Source organism: Wolbachia sp. wLmal (assembly GCF_049435495.1).
Lineage (GTDB): Bacteria > Pseudomonadota > Alphaproteobacteria > Rickettsiales > Anaplasmataceae > Wolbachia > Wolbachia pipientis.
This window is the reverse complement of the sequence record NZ_CP185405.1, coordinates 650,399-667,396: the sequence shown is the minus strand read 5'-3', so window position 1 is coordinate 667,396 and position 16,998 is coordinate 650,399. Positions and strand designations below refer to the sequence as shown.

Below are 16,998 nucleotides of genomic sequence, written 5' to 3'. Positions count from 1 at the left end.
AGCTACTTTCATGACAAGAAGAGGGTACTGGAATGACAAAGTGGAGGGTCTGCTTCTGTCATCCTATGATAGCTAAAAAGACCTGGATTCCAGCGTCACGCGCTGGAATGACATTGTAGGGTGTTATCCGAGTCCTTTTTTTCGTCATCCGAGGACCGTATGACGTCATCCAAGTAGCGTGACTACTTGGATCTAGCGCTGAATTACCAAGTCCAGTCAAGTGCAACATTATCACTTGCTGGAATGTCAAATTTCGGTTGTGACATTACGTTCTTTACAGCTTCTTGAAATCCATTATTACTAGCATTGACATCAATTGTAACGCTTGTTTTGAATTTGTCATCGCTTGTGAGTCTATTAAATATTACATCCTCTGATGGAATTAGCCCTCTACTGTTTAAGAACTGTTTTGCTGTTTGTTCAGTTCCAACATTATACTCTGCTTTATCTGTGCTAGCTATGGCGTCCCCCAATTTATCCACTAAAATTGATTTGTCGCCGTCTTGTGCAGGAAGTATAGCTTCCGCGAAAGCTTTTTTGTTTGCTGCCTCTGTAAGGTTGGAAGCATCGATTTTAGCAAACGCAGTATCTGCTACTGATTTAGTATAAACCTTCTTAGTATCATCAGTACCAACTGTTGCAAGAGCAGGAACTAGAACATCCACGACAGCTTTTTCTGCAACTTTTGTTCCAAGATCTGCAGTTTTAACAAAAGGATATTTATCAGCTAAGAAAGCTTTTGCTGCTTGATTGCTACTAGCACCATACACTGCATCGGCAGCATCAAGAAATCCTCCTAATTTATCCACTAGAGCTGATTTTTTATTGTTATCTTGTACAGCAAGTATTGCATCTGCTAAAGCTTTTCCTTTATCTGCTTGAGTTGAAATATTGGAACCATCAGTTTTAACAAATGCAGTATTTGCAGCAGTTTTAGTATAAACACCACTATTACCAACACCTGCTGCGAGCTTTTCTACTAAAGCATTTATAAAAGCACCGTCGTCTATGAGCTCTTGTTCTGTCTTAGCATTCAATCGATCACCTAACGCCGTATCACACTCTCCGTTAATTATAAAAACCATAGCATGCATGAAAAAAGTATAATTTTCGTTAATGCTAGATTTTACATAAGTTTTTTTTGAGGTTTGTCGTTTCAGAATTCTTCTCTTGCTATCCCAGTCCCCTCTCCTGTCATCCGAGTAGCTGACACTGGGATCCAGCTTCTATGTAACTTAATTAAAAACGTTTGTTTTAGCGTAAGACAACTACCTTTAGCTCATCAGCTCAGTTATAAGCAAAATTCCTGGATCCCAGTGGGCTTTGTTGCATCGCTCAAGTGAAAAGAACTGGCAGTTACTGACAAAATTCATTATAAATAGCCATTTAACTGTTGAAGAAAAAATATGCCACAAAAAATGAGAGTCAGTAACTGCCATGAATATAACAAATTTCTCCAAGAAAGAGGAAGCATTTTTTGTTATATCAATGACGCCATAGAAAAGTGGTACGAGAATGGTCCAAAAATACCAGGTGGCAACAATATTTATAGTGATAAAGTTGTAATTTTGGTGCACATAATAACTTGTTTATTTAGAATAGGCCTGAGGCAAACAGTTGGGTTTATAGCAGGATACCTTGAGCAAATTGGGAAAAATTTGCAAGTTATCAGCTATTCACAATCATCAAGAAGGTTTAAGAAACTTAATATTAAGATAAATGATTGCAGAAAATAATATGGAAGATATCGAAATTGCTATAGATAGTACAGGAATTAGTATATACAACAACACTCCTGGTCATAGCAAAGAAAATAGCGAAGATAGAAAGTATCGCAGCTATGAACAGACAAGAAAATTGCATGTAATGTTGAATACAAACAGCAAAAAAGCCATAGCTGTAAAATACAGTAATGGCTGATCACTATGGAGCTTGTGATTTGCTAAAAGAAGTCGATTTTCAGTATGTCATAAAAGTACTATATGCAGATAGGGCATATGACAGAGAAAAGCTCTATAAGCTGTGTAATCAATATGGTATAAAAACGAAAATTCCTCCGAAAAACAACGCAGCAGAGCATCCAAAGTATGGCTGAGAGAAATTCTGCAGTCAAGCTCATAAAGTCATATGATGAAGATGGTATAAAGAAGTGGAAAAAAGAGATGAGTTATGGAAAAAGATCTTATATAGAAAGTTTTTTCTCGCGACTGAAACAAACATTCGGATTTAGTTTTAGGAATAAATCTGAGATAAATCGAGAAAAAGAACTGCTAATCAAATGCTATTTGCTTAATAAATTCACTGATATTGGTATGGCTAAATTTGAGATAGCTTCATAAATTTATTGTGCGTTACCTACTATCCGAAGAGCGATGCAACAAAGCCATCCCAGTGTCAAGCACTGGGATGACAAGAAAGGGAACACTGGAATTTTTGTTTCAGCATTAGCCATGCATCTAAACAGATACGAGCTTTCTGCTTTTTTTAGGTAAGGTCAATCAAAAAGGTTTTACAACAACCATAATAACTATAACTATTATCAATACTGTAACTGCTTCATTTAAAACGCGAAAATAAATATGTGACTTCTTATTCGAACCCATTGCAAAATTTTTCCTATATTTTGCAAGTAGCATATGAATAATTAACATCAAAAGTATTGCAAATGCTTTTACATGAAACCATCCTTCACGATACGCTTCCCTAATAACCATTAGTGTAATTCCAAGACCAAGTGAGAAAAGCATTGCAGGGTTTATGATATATCTAAGTAGCCTCTTTTCCATTGTTTGAAGCAAGCTATCATTTTCCGATCCCGGTTTTACAGTTGCATGGTAGACATAAAGCCTGGGTAAATAAAGCATACCTGCCATCCACATGATAACAGAGATAACGTGAAAAGCCTCAAGCCAGTGGTAATAGTTCATTAGCAAAAATTTAAAATTCCTGGTATTGTGTTAGTTTAATGAAAAAGAAATCGATATGAAAGCAGAAAATTTCACTAAAGAACAGATAATTGGATTCTACAGGAAAATGCTACTCATACGCAGATTTGAGGAAAAAGCAGGACAATTATATGGGATGGGATTAATAGGCGGGTTCTGTCACCTATCAATAGGACAAGAAGCAGTTGCAGTTGGAACTCAAGCTGCATCAAAATTAGGTGACGCTTTTATCACAAGTTATAGAGACCATGGCTTAATGCTCGCATGTGATTCTGATCCAAATGTTGTAATGGCAGAGCTTACCGGCAAAGAAACAGGATGCTCGAAAGGTAAAGGTGGTTCGATGCACGTATTTGACGTTGAAAAAAAATTCTTCGGCGGGCATGGAATAGTGGGAGCACAAGTTCCAATTGGCACAGGAATAGCATTTGCTAATAAATATAAGAAAAAAGATAATGTGGTATTTACATATTTTGGCGACGGTGCTGCAAATCAAGGACAAGTATATGAATCGTTTAATATGGCATCTTTGTGGGAGTTGCCTGTGGTTTACATCATAGAAAATAATGAATACGCAATGGGAACCTCCGTGCAAAGGTCAACTTTAGTAACAGAGTTATATAAAAGAGGAGAAAGTTTTGGTATTCCTGGAAAACAAGTTGATGGAATGGATTTTTTCTCTGTTTATGAGGCTACAAGCGAAGCAGCGGAACACACACGCAGCGGAAAAGGGCCTATCCTGCTTGAAATGAAGACATATCGATATCGCGGTCACTCAATGTCAGATCCTGCTACTTATCGCTTAAAAGAAGAAGTTGAAGATATGAAGCAAAATCATGACCCTATAAGCACTTTAAAGAAATACATGACAGATAATAAAATGGCTTCAGAAGAAGAGTGCAAGGTAATTGATAAGGAAATACGTGATTTAGTAAAAAAGTCGGAAGATTTTGCCAAAAATAGTAAAGAACCAAGCGTTGATGAGCTGTATACTGATGTTTATAAATTTGTTAGCTAATTTTTTTATCCAGAACTGTACAAACATTGTATAGTAAACGATGTCATCCAAATAGCTCCTTCTCCCGTCATCCAAGTGCCCTCCTTTTTTTTGTCATCCCAGTGCTCTGACTACTTGGATCCAGCTGAGTTGGTGAGTATAAAAGTATAGCTAACGCAAGCTCTACGTCATGCCGCCGCGAACCGTCATACCGCGATTCATTCGCGGTATCTCTAGATCCCGCTAACAAGCAGCGGGATGACGGTTGTCAGGCTAGCTGTCATCTCAGTAGTCTCCTTCTCCTGTCATCCGAGTAGCTGACACTGGTTCCTTTATGACGGCAGTAGCCCCTTCGGTGTCATTCCAGTGCTTGACACTGGAATGACACCGATAATTGACATTTCACTAGATATTCATTATAAATAATGGAATGCTACAAAGTATAAAAACCATATTAATAGAAGACGATAACGTTAGGCTGGATAGGTACATCAGAAGAATCTTTCCTGATCTAAAGCAATCTGTAATTGAAAAATCTTTAAGGAAAGGATTAATCAAAGTTGATGATTGCAAAGCAAAGTCCAGTGATAGAGTAAATTCTGGGCAAACTATAACGCTGAAGCACTTGCATTATATTGAAAACGCTAATTCTGATCGCAAATATAATGAAAAGTTAGTGAATCTACTAAGAGAGAACATATTATATGAAGACGAATATATACTAGCTATAAACAAACCCGCAGGGGTCATCGTTCAAGGTGGCGTAAAAGTAAAGATTAGCATGAGTGATTTGCTTGACCAAATAAGAGAGGGAGAAACATTTAAAATTGTCCATAGGCTAGATAGAGATACGAGTGGAGTGATAATATTCGCACGCAACGCTAATGTTGCCAGATACCTTATGGAAGAATTTAAAGGACGAAGAGTAAAAAAAACTTATTTAGCATTAACTTCTGGCATACCGAGCAAGGATAGTGGAACAATAGACTATCCATTGGTGAAAAAATATGTTTCGGGTCAAGAAAAAGTGGTCGTTGATGAAAATTCACCTCAGAATGCCACTACGCATTTTTCAATTATAGCAAAATCCAAACACAATGTTGCTTATTTAAAATTACAACCAATTACCGGCAGAACCCATCAGTTACGTGCACATTTAGCTCATATAAATTGCCCTATTCTTGGTGACGGTAAATATGGTGGTAAAAAAGCTTTTATTGATGGGATAGCAAATAAAATTCACCTTCATTCGCATTCTTTATCTTTAAAACTGCCAAACAATAAAGAAATCACTATCACCGCTCCTATCACTAAACACATCGAAAAATCCATTGAAGCGCTATTTTTCGACTGAAACGATTTCACCAATCAACTTTTCTGTCTTTGGCTTTAATTTGAAGCACAGATATTAGGCTAATTAATGCGCAGGCAGTAAGATAAATGCCTGCTGCAAGTTTTGTTTCGGTTTTTTCTATAAGCCACATGCATATGTATGGAGAAAGGCCACCAAAAATTCCTGCAGATATATTATTTGCTAAGCTTACGCCAGTGCATCTTACTTTTGTTGGAAACAGTTCACAAATAACAGAACCATATATTCCAAAAGATGCACCTACTGGTATAGTAATCAATAAGTAAGTTATTATTACGACATAGTGGTTAACGGAAGATAATAATGGTAATACACATGTACCAATCAGAGATAGCATAATCAGTACAGGAATCATTACGCGTTTTCTTCCAACTTTATCAGATAAAATTGCAAAAAGTACCGCAGATGCTGCAAATACAACCTGTATTACTATCCTCATTAAATCTTTAACACTAATAGATAAAATAACTAGCTCTTTTATTGATATATTATAAAACATTATTGCTGCGTAGACAATTGCATTCTGAGCAATTCCCAGATTGATTGAAATAATAAGCGGTCCTTTATAGTTTCTTACTAGTTCTAACAATGGTGAATGTGCTAAATTATTAGCGTACTTATTAGTTTTATATGCTAAGCTTTCTTTTAATATGTACCTAGTTAAAAAACCTATTGTCCCCAAAAAAAAGCAAAAATAAAAAAGCAACTTCCATCCCCATATTTCATAGTTCTCACCTGTAACTCTTTTGCAGATAAATATCATTGTTATGCATAAGAGCGTTCCAAGGGCTCCGCTAAAGGGCTTCATACTTCCTAAGAAACCTAGATTTTTTTTATCTTTTGAATGCTCTATCGTAAATGCTGTATTAATGCTTGTTTCACCTCCTGCAGTTATTCCTTGCACTATTCTACAAAACACAAGCAATACAGGTGAAAGCAACCCTATTTCTTTATACCCAGGTATAATTCCCATAATTGTGGATGATATTGAAATTAATATTACTGAAGTAAGTAAAGTCTTTCTTCTGCCATACTTATCTCCCATATAACCAAAAATTACTGCACCAATTGGTCTAAACGCAAAACCAATTGCAAAAACACCAAGGAATTTGAGTGTACTCAAATAATGATCTTCTGATGGGAAAAAAACGTTGATGATTGTATCTGTTAATACTCCAAAAAGAGTGAGTTCATACCACACAATCATGTTACAGATCATGCCCGACAGTATTGCTTTTTGGATATTATTCATGGTCTTTCAATTTAACATAACCTAATATATCATTAACCGGTGCTCCTTGCTATAAAATTTTTCATTCAATAACCTTCAAGGATAATTCACGTAAATGCTTATCCTCCACCTTGGAAGGAGCACCCATTAGAACATCTTCACCTTGCTGGTTCATAGGAAAACAGATTACTTCACGAATATTTGGCTCATCAGCAAGCAGCATAACTATTCTATCAACTCCTGGTGCTATTCCACCATGAGGAGGAACACCAAATCTGAATGCACGTACAAGTGCACCGAATCTTGTATCAACTTCTCCCCGGCTATAACCTGCAGTGGCAAAAGCTTTATACATGATATCCAGTTTGTTATTACGAATCGCCCCACTTGACAGTTCTATTCCATTGCAAACAAGATCATATTGGTAAGCAAGGATATCCAGTGGATTTTTGTCCTCTAAATCTTTCAGACCACCGTGTGGCATGGAGAATGGGTTATGAAAGAAATCGATTTTTTTACTTTTATCGTCATATACAAAATATGGAAAATCAATGATCCAACAAAACTTGAAGATATTATCATCTATAAGACTGAGTTCTGACCCTAAAAGAGTGCGTACTTTTCCTGCAATGTTTGCCGCCTCATTCTCTTTGTCAGAAGCAAAAAATACACTATCTCCTGGCTCTATGTTTGTTGCTTCTCTTATGTGGTTTAGCCTATTTTCATCAAGAAATTTAGCAATTGGGCCTTTCGCAGTTCCATCTTTATCAAACGTTATATATCCGAGACCCTTAGCACCGAATTCTTTTTGCGCATGTTCTATCTTTTTATCAAAGAAGCTGCGTGGTTCCTCTGCTGTTTTAGGTGCAGGGATGGCTCTCACTACCATACCACGCTCAATATTGCTTTTGAAAATATTGAACCCTGAATCACGAAAAATTTCTGTAACATCGCTGATTAATAGTGGATTGCGCAGATCTGGCTTATCAGAACCATATTTAAGCATTGCTTCTTTATATGTAATACGTGGAAAATCTTTATCAACAGACTTACGAGAAAATTTGGCAAACACTCTATATAAGGTAGACTCAATAATCTGAAAGATGTCTTCTTGAGTTACAAAAGACATTTCAAGATCTAGCTGATAAAACTCTCCCGGAGAACGGTCAGCCCTTGCGTCTTCATCACGAAAACACGGTGCAATTTGGAAATATTTATCAAACCCTGAAACCATGAGCAACTGTTTGAAAATCTGCGGAGCTTGTGGCAATGCATAGAACTTGCCAGGATTTAGCCTGCTTGGCACTAGGTAGTCGCGTGCTCCTTCAGGAGAGGAAGCAGTGAGTATTGGAGTTTGAATCTCTAAAAATCCTCGCTCTATCATGAGCTTGCGGAGCTCTGCAATAATTTGTGAGCGCAAAATAATATTGTTGCGGACTTTTTCACGTCTTAAGTCAAGAAATCGATATTTAAATCTCATGTTTTCTGGGTATTCTTGCTCGCCGGTAATGCTTGCCAATATACTTCTTTCTTCTTTTGCTATTTCTTCATCAAAGTGGAACTCAACTTCCGACTCAACGCGCAAATTGTTGACTATCACCTCGATTTCTCCGGTAGAAATAGAGCTGTTTACCGTATCTTCAGTTCTAGCTTCAACTATTCCTGTAACAGTAATTACACTCTCTAATTTTAAATTTGATATCTCATCAAAAAAGTCTTTGTCATTATTAAATACTAGCTGAGTGATTCCGTAGAAGTCTCTTAAATCAACAAAAATTAGGTTACCATGGTCGCGCTTACGATATAACCATCCAGAAAGGGTAACTTCCTTTTCTACGTCGTTCTTCCTCAGTTCATTGCACGTATGAGTTTTATAGCAGTTCATATTTGTTTTACTTCTAAATTCTTTAAGAAGTATAGAAATAAACCTTATTACATACAAGCCCGTTCGTCAGATATTTGCGCAATTTTCGAAATAGAGCAGTACTGCTTTTATATTGTCTTTACCCGCAAAAAAATTGCACAATTTCTATAATTATGGTATAATAGTAAGGGTATTTTTAATGAATTAGATACAGGAAATGCCACTTACACAGATCATATTATATAGCGTAACATTACTTGCTGTAGCTGCAGTATTTCTCTTTTTGAGAAAAATATACAAAAATCGCATTAGAAAAATCATATTTCCTAGAAAAGTTTTTAAAGAAGAGTGGGAAGAAGACAGAAAATTCAATGAATTATATCAAAAAAATAAGCAAAAAGAGTTGATGAAACAACAAGAAACGCTACGCGAGAAACAAAAAGATGTGCAAGTTTATAAAGAAGATCCAGAAATAGTTGACATAGCAAAACCGGTAGGTAAATGGACAAAGATGGTTATGATGGGTAATGGTTTAATGCAGCGTTTTGCACAATTGATACATAGAGAAGGCGGACAGAAAGGATTTTGGGAGCTGTTTGTTAAGGCTCAGGCTTCAACTCAAGGTAAACATAAGGGGAAGGGCAGATAATCCATGCTTGAATGTGAAAATTTATCCTGCGCTCGTAATAATAAGGTACTATTTAAGAATCTCAGTTTTAGAGCTGAGCTAAAATCAAAGATTCTAATCACTGGTCCAAATGGTAGTGGTAAAACCAGCTTAATTAGAAGTTTATCTGGACTTTTACCGCCGGTATCAGGCAATATAAGGCACTGCGGAAAAGATATATATGATGATCCAAAATCCTATATACCTTCTATGGTCTATATAGGCCATAAGAATGCCTGTAAAGATAGCTTAACTGTTGCTCAAAACGTAGAATTCTGGGCAGGAATACGAAATACTAGAGAATTGATTGTGGCAGCTATTTGTTGCTTGCAGTTGCAACCTGTACTTAATATTAGATATGGCGAACTTTCTGCAGGCTGGAAAAGGAGAGTTGCGCTTGCTCGCCTCTTGATTTCTAATGCAAACGTTTGGCTGATAGATGAACCATTTTGTAATCTTGATAGTGCAACGTGTGAATTAGTGCTGAACCTAATCTCAATACGCTCTGAGCAAAATGGTATAGTAATTATTACAGGGCATAGCTCTACAGAGCAATTGTGTGATTTTACAACGATTGATATACGTAATTTCAATAGACTTCTTGTATAGTTTTTGGCAACAACCGCTAGAAATAAAACTTGCTTGACACCCTTCGCCAACCCCCTTATCATGAAACTGAAGCTATTTATTTATCTTCTCTGTACAGATTAAATGACAAAAAAACTCAACGTATCTGGCGTCTCATGTTTAATTTTTTGCACTATGTGCACCTTATGTCTTTACCAAACTTCTACCTACATAAGCTGAAACGCGCTTATAAAGCGTTTAAAACATAAAAAAACGCCAACTTAAAAAATGGATAGTGAATAACTAGCTACCCTAGGGTTTCTTTTGCCTTTTTTTTCGTTTGGCAAATTTTTTAACATTTATAGCTAAACGACAACCGTCATCCCGTTACTTGTTAGCGGGATCTAGAGATACCACGGCGGTATGACGGTTCGCAGCGGTATAGTAACTCGTCATCCCGCTGCTTGTTGGCGGCTAAGGGATACTGCGAATGAATCGCGGTATGACGGTTCGCGGCGGTATGACGTAGAGCTCGCGTTAGCTATACTTTTATACTCACCAACTCAGCTGGATCCAAGTAGTCAGCTACTCGGATGACATCTTTGTGTTTGAGGCAAAACCAGCTATAACATTTCTTCGCAAACAAATGTTCGTACAGTTGTGCGCGTGATGCTGGAATCTAGACAACAATTAGATCCTATTGTCAAGCAATAAGCTACATGTGCTATTTATTTAGTAGATTAAATATGAAGTTTAAAACTCTGCTATTGACTTCCTGTAGAACTAGTGAAAACTAAACTTGCTTAAAACCACTTAATTAATTATAGTTATAAGTTTAGGTACAGTAAAATGACAGCTTTTGTCCCCTTGATTATTTTTTTGATCTTGTATCTTGGAAGTGGTGCTTATTTTTCTTTTATCGGAACTGATAATCCACTTCATCAGGTTTCACCAGTAGTCTGCTTATTACCAGCACTATTTTTTGCTGTCTCACGTGGTACAAATAAAATTCAGCATAACATCGATACTGTTATCAAGGGCATGGGTGACAAAAACACCCTTACTATGTGTTTAATTTTTTTATTTTCTGGAGCATTTTCTGCGGTGACTCAATCAATCGGTAGCGCAGACACTGTTGCTAATTTAATTCTTAATTTCCTTCCAGCAAGATTACTGCTGCCTGGAGTATTTTTGGCTTCTGCTTTTATTTCAACTGCAATTGGCACATCTATGGGAGTTGTTGCGCTGATGGTACCTATAGCTGTTAATCTGGCAAAAAGTGGAGCTTTTGGTCTCGAAATAGGAACTGCAACTGTAGTAGGTGGTGCCGTGTTTGGCGATAACCTTTCGATGATATCTGATACCACCATTGCATCTGTTTCTTCACAGGAAGCTTCAGCAAAAGATAAACTTAAAATGAACTCTAAAGTTGCACTTATTGCCAGCATTATAACACTCATCTACCTAGCAGTTGCCTCAAATAGTACAAAAATTATTTCTATATCAAATTTAGATTATTATTCTATAATAAAAATTATTCCTTACATTTCTTTAATAATCATGGGGCTGCTTGAAGTCGCCACTTTAGTAACAATAACTATAAACATAATTATTGCCGGTGTGCTAGGAATAACTTTTTTTGACTATGCTATCATTCAATTTCCTCATGACGTGTATGACGGTTTCAAAAAAGTAAACGAAATAGTGATATTTGCTCTATTTATCGGTGGATTGAGCCATATAATGTACAAGCAAGGTCAAAAAGCGTTGCATAAACTCATCGATGAAAGCAATATCACAAAAACTAAAGCTGAATTTGTGATAGCAGGAATTGCGTCTATGTTTACTGCCTTAGTTGCCAATAATACCATTGCTATTTTACTAAGTGGTGGCATTGCAAAAGGGCTTGCACAAAAACACAGTATTGCGCCACATCGCAGCGCATACTTATTAGATGTTTTTGCTTGTACTACAAAAGGTATCTTACCTTATGGTTCCCAACTATTGCTAGCAGGTAGCATCGCCTCTGTATCACCTATTTCTTTATTAACACAGGTATATTATTGCTTTATTCTAGCGGCAGTTACAATAGGCGAAATAATCATCAACAGCAGAAAAGAGAAACATTGTGCGGCTGCAACTTAGAGTTTCTCTTTTTTTACCCATAAGGAACGGAATTACTTGACACCCTTCGCCAACCCCCTTATCATGAAAACGAAGCTATTTATTTATCTTCTCTGTACAGATTAAATGACAAAAAAACTCAACGTATCTGGCGTCTCATGTTTAATTTTTCGCACTACGTGCATCGCATGTCTTTAAAAATTTCTGGGTTTTTACCTATATAAGCCGAAACGCGCTTACAAAGCGTTTAAGACAGCAAAAAACGTCAAATTGACAAGGGAGAATTTGAATGCTAGCTACTACGGGGTTTCTTTGCCTTTTTTTCTGTTTAGTAAATTTCTTAATGTTTATAATTTAGATTAGTTGCAGCTTAAAAGCAGCTGAGTCGTGGTTATTAGACGTTTAGAATAAAAAAACGCCATACTTGAAAGTATAATGTAAGTAACTAGCCAACCACGGGGCTTCTTTTGCCTTTTTTTCGCTTGGTAAATTTCTTAATATTTATAGCTAAACGACAACCGTCATCCCGCTACGTGTTAGCGGGATCTAGAGATACCGTGACGGTATGACGGTTCGCGGTGGTATGACGATAAGGTTTATACCTTGTCATGCAAGTACTAGAATCCAGTAAGCTTATTTATGCATATAAAAGGTTATTATTTTGTAAAGTCAAAGTTGCTTTTGGTTTTAAGTTAAAGTACAATAAATGCGAAGGTTTATATAAACTGGATCCAAGTAGTCAGCTACTTGAATGACATCAGACAAACAATCGTACACATGCTAGTCAAAATAGGTACCAGAGGAAGCAAGCTTGCAGTTGCCCAGGCTTTGGAAGCAAAACAAAAGTTGCTGGATTCTTTTCCTAACTTATCTATTGAAATTGTTAAAATAAAAACTTCTGGAGATAAGTATGCAAACGCAAATCTTGCTGAAATAGGAGGCAAAGGATTATTCATTAAAGAAATTGAGACTGAATTGCTCGAAAATAATATAGACATGGCAGTTCATTCGCTAAAAGATATGCCTGCGTTTTTCTCAGGGGGTTTAACAATTCCTTGTGTTTTAGAAAGGCTAAGTTCATGCGATGCGTTTATTTCTCATAAACACAATAGCCTTGAGTCTTTGCCACAGCAGGCTACTATTGCCACTTCTTCAATAAGAAGAAAAGTTCAGTTGTTAAATGTTAGACCAGATTTAAATATAGTACCGCTACGTGGAAATGTAACAACCAGATTGCAAAATCAAAGTTTTGATGGAATAATTCTAGCTGAAGCAGGACTCATAAGATTAGAAAAACATCACTTGATTACAGAGGTATTGCCACCAAAAGTTATGTTAAGTGCAGTGGGGCAGGGGGCGGTTTGTATTCAATGTAGAAGGAATGATGTAAAAATTATCGATCTTTTAGAGAAAATTAATAATAATATGTCTTTTATAGGAGTGAAATCAGAGCGCAGTTTTATGAAGACAGTGAATGGTTCATGTTTTACACCACTTGCAGCTTTGGCTGAATATGTGAGCGAAAATATGCTACACCTTCGTTGTATGTTAGCAAGTGGAAAAAATATATACTTCACTGAGCGCACTTCATTTATAGAAGATGCGGAGAAAATGGGTATGGATGCAGGATTAGAGTTGAAATCAAAATGCTTATAAGCTTACCTAAAGTACGTGGAATCTATCGTTATGATGTCTTAATGTCTAAAGCGACGTGGTTAAATGTTGGTGGACGAGCTGATGTATTATTTAAACCATGTGATATTGAAGATTTAACATACTTGATTAAAAATACTGAACTGCCAGTTAGCGTTATTGGTGCAACATCCAACATAATAGTGCGAGATAGTGGCATTCGAGGAATAACAGTAAAATTAGGTAAGGAGTTTGCATATATTAAAAGTAAGGGTAACAACTCTATTGTAGCTGGGGGAGCTGTGCTGCTCAGCAACCTTGCTCACTTTGCGGGAAATCAGCAGATTAGTGGGTTGGAGTTTCTAGTTGGAATTCCAGGAACAGTTGGTGGCGGAATAGAAATGAATGCAGGTGCATATGGTAGTGATATCGCAAGTGTTGTACAATCCATAAAAGCAGTGAATCTAGAGGATGGAAACCTATATGAGTTCTCCAGCGATGAAATGGGGTATTTTTACCGTGGACATAGCCTAAAAGGAAATTGGATTTTTGTTGAAGCTGAGTTTAAAGGAGTAAACTCAGAGTATGAGCTTATACTGCAAAAGTTAAAGGAAGTTATTGAGAGGAAAAATAAAAGCCAGCCAATAAGAGGAAAAACTGCTGGGTGCATATTCAAAAATCCAAAAAACTACCGAGCATGGGAGTTAATTGATAAATCTGGCTGCCTAGGGTTAAATATTGGTGGAGCTAGAATCTCTAAGAAACATTGTAACTTCTTGCTCAATTACGATAATGCAACTGCATCTGACTTGGAAAACCTTGGCAACAAAGTAAAAGATGCAGTAAAGGATAAATTTAATGTTGAACTTGAGTGGGAAATAAGGGTTTTGGGTAGCTATTAGATAGTTTTTATAGCTTATGTATATTTGTTCAGGAGAACGGCAAATAAGGTAAACAAGTAATCTAAAAAAATAATCATAGAGAAACCGTGAGGTAATGTGGTTAATCTTGTAGAACTTTGCAAGAATCTAGAGAGAAAAATAGCAAAGTTATACCAATTCTCATTATTAGTGAATCAAATAAGCGATATTGTAGAGTTATTTAATTGTGGAGTGAGAAAGAAAGGCAATAGTATGGCTTTTTTTCCATTGTTATCTATCCGTTTATTGTGCAGTGGGAATTGGTATTAGCTGAACGGACACTATTGTTATACTATATCTTATATACAATTGTGCAATATGGACAATGGCAACAAATTTACTAGCGAAATTCAGTGATTTATGGTTGATAATTAAAGTTCTTAATTAGTAACCGTTCACACTTAATTCTTCAATCTCACTAATAGAAAGGCCAGTAAATTTGACAATAGTGTTGACATCAACATTGTTAGCCAGCATTGCTTTTGCGACTTCAATTTTCCTCTCTTTTCTACCTTCCTCTTTAGCAAGGTCAAGTCTGTATTCAAGAATGGCTTCTTCTTTGCGTAGATCCATTATTCTTTCTTCGTAAGCTACTAAATCTTTTTCATTCCAGCTAAACCTGTCTAATTCATCGTAGGCTAACTTTATTATTGGTGCTTTTTCTGCTATTTTCCTTAAGTCTTCTTCGTTTGTTTCTGCTGCATATCGAAAAAAGTAACACCATTTTTCAACTATACTCTCCAATTGGTCTTCTTTTGTCTTTGTAAATTTAGGTAGTTCTATGAATACAAAGTAAAAATCCTTTAAGTCATGTTCAAAGCTATTTTGATCTAAGATGACATGATTAGATTTGTACTCAGCCTTATCTGGAAAAATAATACAATCAGCAACAGCAATAAAGATAATTTCTTTGAGGTTATGATAATCATCACCTTGATCAGCTTGACTTGAGTAGGCTTTGGCAGCATAATATTGAGCACGTTTTTCGAAGCCTTTAGTCTTAGTAAACTGGTCAGGTAAGGGAGCAGTATTACTACTACCCCCTCCCTTAGAAACGCAGCGTGCAGGTTTCCCCACACTACGCTTGAGCCCCTTATCTAAGTTCTTCTTTTCTAGAACCGGCTTGTCCTTCATGATTCCTCAGGAAACATCATTCTTAATGGTGACACCAACAGTAGAGAACCTTCTCTTGAGAAAGAGCTTGCTAACATTCTTGTTCGTTTCACTCTCTCATCAAAATACTTTTTCCATTTTAAGTCAAGGGGATTTGCATCCGCTCTGATTTTAACATGTCGTCTGATAGGTATATCAATCAGCTTAAGCAGTCTTAAATACCGTATCTCTTTTGGTTTGTTCTTGCATATGGGTGCAGCAAAGACCCATCGGCGTTGACCCATTACTTTGAAGTAACGATTCTTTATCCAACGTAATCCTTTACGAGGATGTCTTTTCTTTGCCCATTTCCATAAACTATGCCAAATTTCATTGTCGACCTTTCTAAACGCTTTTTTAGCACACACATGGTGATAGTAATTTCCCCATCCTCTCAGTAGAGAGTTGAGTGACTTAATTACTATAGCCTGAGTGTTCGCTATATTTGCTTTTATCAATGTACGTGCTTTATTAAGAAGTCTTTTAATACTTTCTTTCGAAGGTTTAATAATTAACTTCTTATTATATCTACGTACATTACAACCAAGAAAGTCAAACCCTGTTGTGATAGATGTAATCTTTGTCTTTTCTTCTGAAAGAATTAAACCTCGCTCATGAAGAAAAGATGATACTAAAGGCTTAACTTCATTTTCCAGTACTTCATGTGTGAAACCTGAAATAATAAAGTCGTCTGCGTATCTGATTACGTTCACTCCACTTCTGATTTTGTTTCTTCTTCTACTGCCGAGTTTACCAAATCGACTTTCCAATAACTTTTCAAGTCCGTTTAAGGCTAAATTGGCTAGTATTGGAGAAATTATACCACCTTGCGGGGTACCTGCAGTTGTGGGATACAGAGTTTCGATTCTAGGAAGCCAGCTTTTAACCAACTATGCAGAATTTTCTTCTCCATAGGAATATGCTTCATAAGCCATTCATGATTAATGTTGTCAAAGCATCCTTTGATATCACCTTCAAGTATCCATTGTAGTTGATTACGACTTGCCAGTAACAAATGACAAGCTACTGTAGCATCTGCACAGGATCTTTTAGGCCTAAAGCCATAGGAGTGACGATCACTGATTGTTTCAGCTATCGGTTCCAGAGCAAACAGATATAATGCTTGCATGGCTCTATCTTTTATCGATGGTATTCCAAGAGGTCTTCTTTTGCCATTAGATTTACTGATATAAATCCGTTTTAGCGGAGAAGGTTTATATCCTCTTTGCTTTAACTGCTTTATTCCTTGAAATTTAGCATTGCAAGTTGACCATAGTTGACGATCTACACCCGCTGTGTTTTTTCCTTGGTTTTCAGTTACTCTCTTAACAGCCAAAGCTTTTCCGCTAAAAGAGCGTGTGAGAAGATGTTGTAAAGTTTTTACCTTACCCCATCTTCCTTCTTGGACAGCCTTAACAATACGTCTTTGTAGCCTCACAATAACTTTCTGGCATTTCTTCCATGGCAACTGCTTCCATGCTTCAAAGCTTTCGGTAGATGCACTTACAGGTTTACTTGTAATCATCT

The 16,998-nt window shown here is 36.6% G+C and carries 15 protein-coding genes and 1 pseudogene; 9 read left to right on the top strand and 7 right to left on the bottom strand.

Annotated features, from left to right (window positions below; translation table 11 throughout):
- Positions 1 to 203 precede the first annotated feature (203 nt).
- Positions 204 to 1,085: a hypothetical protein gene (locus tag ACEL90_RS03405; RefSeq protein ID WP_423348647.1), complete on the bottom strand. Its 882-nt coding sequence runs from the start codon at positions 1,083 to 1,085 to the stop codon at positions 204 to 206.
- Between the two features lie 63 nt (positions 1,086 to 1,148).
- Between ACEL90_RS03405 and ACEL90_RS03400 the strand changes: the two genes are divergently transcribed.
- On the top strand, positions 1,149 to 1,343 hold the full coding sequence (locus tag ACEL90_RS03400; protein ID WP_423348646.1) for a hypothetical protein: 195 nt from the start codon (positions 1,149 to 1,151) through the stop codon (positions 1,341 to 1,343).
- 63 nt (positions 1,344 to 1,406) lie between these two features.
- Positions 1,407 to 2,339: pseudogene (locus ACEL90_RS03395) on the top strand (IS5 family transposase).
- Between the two features lie 159 nt (positions 2,340 to 2,498).
- Here the strand turns inward: ACEL90_RS03395 and hemJ are convergent.
- Positions 2,499 to 2,927, bottom strand: a complete 429-nt coding sequence (gene hemJ, locus ACEL90_RS03390) for a protoporphyrinogen oxidase HemJ (protein ID WP_010082641.1) — start codon at positions 2,925 to 2,927, stop codon at positions 2,499 to 2,501.
- Between the two features lie 55 nt (positions 2,928 to 2,982).
- On the opposite strand from hemJ, the gene pdhA reads away from it, so the two are divergent.
- On the top strand, positions 2,983 to 3,963 hold the full coding sequence (pdhA, locus tag ACEL90_RS03385) for a pyruvate dehydrogenase (acetyl-transferring) E1 component subunit alpha (RefSeq protein ID WP_006279887.1): 981 nt from the start codon (positions 2,983 to 2,985) through the stop codon (positions 3,961 to 3,963).
- A 409-nt stretch (positions 3,964 to 4,372) separates the two neighbouring features.
- Entirely contained in the window at positions 4,373 to 5,296 is a 924-nt protein-coding gene (locus ACEL90_RS03380) for an RluA family pseudouridine synthase (RefSeq protein ID WP_155968382.1), read from the top strand.
- A 7-nt stretch (positions 5,297 to 5,303) separates the two neighbouring features.
- On the opposite strand, the gene ACEL90_RS03375 is transcribed toward ACEL90_RS03380, so the two are convergent.
- Together ACEL90_RS03375 and aspS are read right to left on the bottom strand one after the other, a co-directional pair.
- Positions 5,304 to 6,566 (bottom strand): MFS transporter, encoded by a 1,263-nt coding sequence (locus ACEL90_RS03375; protein ID WP_423348645.1) that lies wholly within the window; start codon positions 6,564 to 6,566, stop codon positions 5,304 to 5,306.
- A gap of 61 nt (positions 6,567 to 6,627) precedes the next feature.
- Positions 6,628 to 8,430 (bottom strand): aspartate--tRNA ligase, encoded by a 1,803-nt coding sequence (aspS, locus tag ACEL90_RS03370; RefSeq protein WP_423348644.1) that lies wholly within the window; start codon positions 8,428 to 8,430, stop codon positions 6,628 to 6,630.
- 196 nt (positions 8,431 to 8,626) lie between these two features.
- Between aspS and ACEL90_RS03365 the strand changes: the two genes are divergently transcribed.
- From ACEL90_RS03365 to murB, 5 genes are all read left to right on the top strand, one after another.
- Complete coding sequence (locus tag ACEL90_RS03365) at positions 8,627 to 9,058, top strand: hypothetical protein (protein ID WP_174515653.1); 432 nt, start codon at positions 8,627 to 8,629, stop codon at positions 9,056 to 9,058.
- A gap of 3 nt (positions 9,059 to 9,061) precedes the next feature.
- Positions 9,062 to 9,685, top strand: coding sequence for a heme ABC exporter ATP-binding protein CcmA (gene ccmA / locus ACEL90_RS03360; protein WP_423348643.1), 624 nt, complete (start codon positions 9,062 to 9,064; stop codon positions 9,683 to 9,685).
- 807 nt (positions 9,686 to 10,492) lie between these two features.
- Complete coding sequence (locus ACEL90_RS03355; protein WP_423348639.1) at positions 10,493 to 11,788, top strand: Na+/H+ antiporter NhaC family protein; 1,296 nt, start codon at positions 10,493 to 10,495, stop codon at positions 11,786 to 11,788.
- A gap of 756 nt (positions 11,789 to 12,544) precedes the next feature.
- Positions 12,545 to 13,423, top strand: a complete 879-nt coding sequence (hemC, locus tag ACEL90_RS03350) for a hydroxymethylbilane synthase (protein ID WP_010962666.1) — start codon at positions 12,545 to 12,547, stop codon at positions 13,421 to 13,423.
- Positions 13,414 to 14,301, top strand: a complete 888-nt coding sequence (murB, locus tag ACEL90_RS03345) for a UDP-N-acetylmuramate dehydrogenase (protein ID WP_423348642.1) — start codon at positions 13,414 to 13,416, stop codon at positions 14,299 to 14,301. Before hemC ends, murB begins: the two co-directional genes overlap by 10 nt.
- Positions 14,302 to 14,703: 402 nt before the next feature.
- Here the strand turns inward: murB and ACEL90_RS03340 are convergent, their stop codons facing one another.
- The 3 genes from ACEL90_RS03340 to ACEL90_RS03330 are packed head-to-tail and all read right to left on the bottom strand — an operon-like array spanning position 14,704 to position 16,996.
- Positions 14,704 to 15,453, bottom strand: coding sequence for an Rpn family recombination-promoting nuclease/putative transposase (locus ACEL90_RS03340; RefSeq protein WP_423348641.1), 750 nt, complete (start codon positions 15,451 to 15,453; stop codon positions 14,704 to 14,706).
- Entirely contained in the window at positions 15,450 to 16,361 is a 912-nt protein-coding gene (locus ACEL90_RS03335) for a group II intron maturase-specific domain-containing protein (protein ID WP_423348612.1), read from the bottom strand. The genes ACEL90_RS03340 and ACEL90_RS03335 overlap by 4 nt, the downstream gene beginning before the upstream one ends.
- A complete protein-coding gene (locus ACEL90_RS03330) occupies positions 16,289 to 16,996 on the bottom strand; it encodes a reverse transcriptase N-terminal domain-containing protein (protein ID WP_423348613.1) in 708 nt (235 codons plus the stop codon). Before ACEL90_RS03330 ends, ACEL90_RS03335 begins: the two co-directional genes overlap by 73 nt.
- Between the last annotated feature and the right edge of the window lie 2 nt (positions 16,997 to 16,998).

Excerpts from the sequence above, each read along its gene's own strand:
- ACEL90_RS03405 (WP_423348647.1), bottom strand. The coding sequence starts at position 1,085 with ATGGTTTTTATAATTAACGGAGAGTGTGATACGGCGTTAGGTGATCGA.
- hemJ (WP_010082641.1), bottom strand. The coding sequence starts at position 2,927 with ATGAACTATTACCACTGGCTTGAGGCTTTTCACGTTATCTCTGTTATC.
- pdhA (WP_006279887.1), top strand. The coding sequence starts at position 2,983 with ATGAAAGCAGAAAATTTCACTAAAGAACAGATAATTGGATTCTACAGG.
- ACEL90_RS03380 (WP_155968382.1), top strand. The coding sequence starts at position 4,373 with ATGCTACAAAGTATAAAAACCATATTAATAGAAGACGATAACGTTAGG.
- ACEL90_RS03375 (WP_423348645.1), bottom strand. The coding sequence starts at position 6,566 with ATGAATAATATCCAAAAAGCAATACTGTCGGGCATGATCTGTAACATG.
- aspS (WP_423348644.1), bottom strand. The coding sequence starts at position 8,430 with ATGAACTGCTATAAAACTCATACGTGCAATGAACTGAGGAAGAACGAC.
- ACEL90_RS03365 (WP_174515653.1), top strand. The coding sequence starts at position 8,627 with ATGCCACTTACACAGATCATATTATATAGCGTAACATTACTTGCTGTA.
- ccmA (WP_423348643.1), top strand. The coding sequence starts at position 9,062 with ATGCTTGAATGTGAAAATTTATCCTGCGCTCGTAATAATAAGGTACTA.
- ACEL90_RS03355 (WP_423348639.1), top strand. The coding sequence starts at position 10,493 with ATGACAGCTTTTGTCCCCTTGATTATTTTTTTGATCTTGTATCTTGGA.
- hemC (WP_010962666.1), top strand. The coding sequence starts at position 12,545 with ATGCTAGTCAAAATAGGTACCAGAGGAAGCAAGCTTGCAGTTGCCCAG.
- murB (WP_423348642.1), top strand. The coding sequence starts at position 13,414 with ATGCTTATAAGCTTACCTAAAGTACGTGGAATCTATCGTTATGATGTC.
- ACEL90_RS03340 (WP_423348641.1), bottom strand. The coding sequence starts at position 15,453 with ATGAAGGACAAGCCGGTTCTAGAAAAGAAGAACTTAGATAAGGGGCTC.
- ACEL90_RS03330 (WP_423348613.1), bottom strand. The coding sequence starts at position 16,996 with ATGATTACAAGTAAACCTGTAAGTGCATCTACCGAAAGCTTTGAAGCA.